The sequence below is a fragment of the Mesorhizobium sp. M7A.F.Ca.CA.001.10.2.1 genome (genome assembly GCF_003998575.1).
GTDB lineage: Bacteria > Pseudomonadota > Alphaproteobacteria > Rhizobiales > Rhizobiaceae > Mesorhizobium.
The window spans coordinates 1-705 of record NZ_RZQY01001227.1 but is presented as its reverse complement, the minus strand read 5'-3'; the positions used below and the strand labels follow the sequence as shown (position 1 = coordinate 705).

Sequence of the window (705 nt, the reverse complement as noted above, 5' to 3'; positions counted from 1 at the left end):
GAACCTGATGACCAACTGGCTGTCGACCGGCAAGCCGTTCGACGGCGTCATCGCCAACAATGACGAAAGCGCCATCGGCGCCATCCAGGCGATGAAGGCCGGCAACATCGACATGAAGGCGGTTGTCGTCGGCGGCGTCGACGCCACCCAGGACGCGCTGGCGGCCATGCAGGCGGGCGACCTCGACGTAACCGTGTTCCAGGACGCGGCCGGCCAGGGCGCCGGCGCTCTCGATGCGGCGCTCAAGCTCGCCAAGGGCGAGAAGGTCGAGCACAAGGTCTACGTGCCCTTCCAGCTGGTGACGCCCGCCAACATCGACAAGTTCCTGAAGAAGAACTGAGCCGCCAACGGTTCGATACGGAGCGGCGCTCTCGATCAAGACAGCGCCGCTCCCCTCTCTCCCTCAGCGCCGCAGGCGCGAGGGCGACCGCGGCTGATGGAGGACAGAATACGTGGCACAGACATCTCATGGCGTCGGCGGCGTCGGTTATGATGCGAGGAAGCGCACATGGCCGGCCGAGTTCAATGTTTTCCTGGCACTGGTCATTCTCGTCGTCATCTTCGAACTGATCGGCCGCATTTTTCTCGGCGACAGCTTCCTGTTCAACACACGCAGCGACGTCGGCGGCATCTTCAACGAAGCGCGCCTGCAGATCATCATCCTGCAGGTGTCGATCGTCGGCATCATCGCCATCGGCGTGACGC

The 705-nt window shown here is 63.5% G+C and carries 1 protein-coding gene and 1 pseudogene; both read left to right on the top strand.

Features of this window, described 5'->3' with window-relative positions; translation table 11 throughout:
- Nucleotides 1–340 (top strand): substrate-binding domain-containing protein (locus EN964_RS36305; RefSeq protein ID WP_164776564.1); only part of this gene is annotated, 340 nt, incomplete at its 5' end.
- 112 nt (nt 341–452) lie between these two features.
- Nucleotides 453–705: pseudogene (locus EN964_RS36300) on the top strand (ABC transporter permease); the annotation flags it as partial.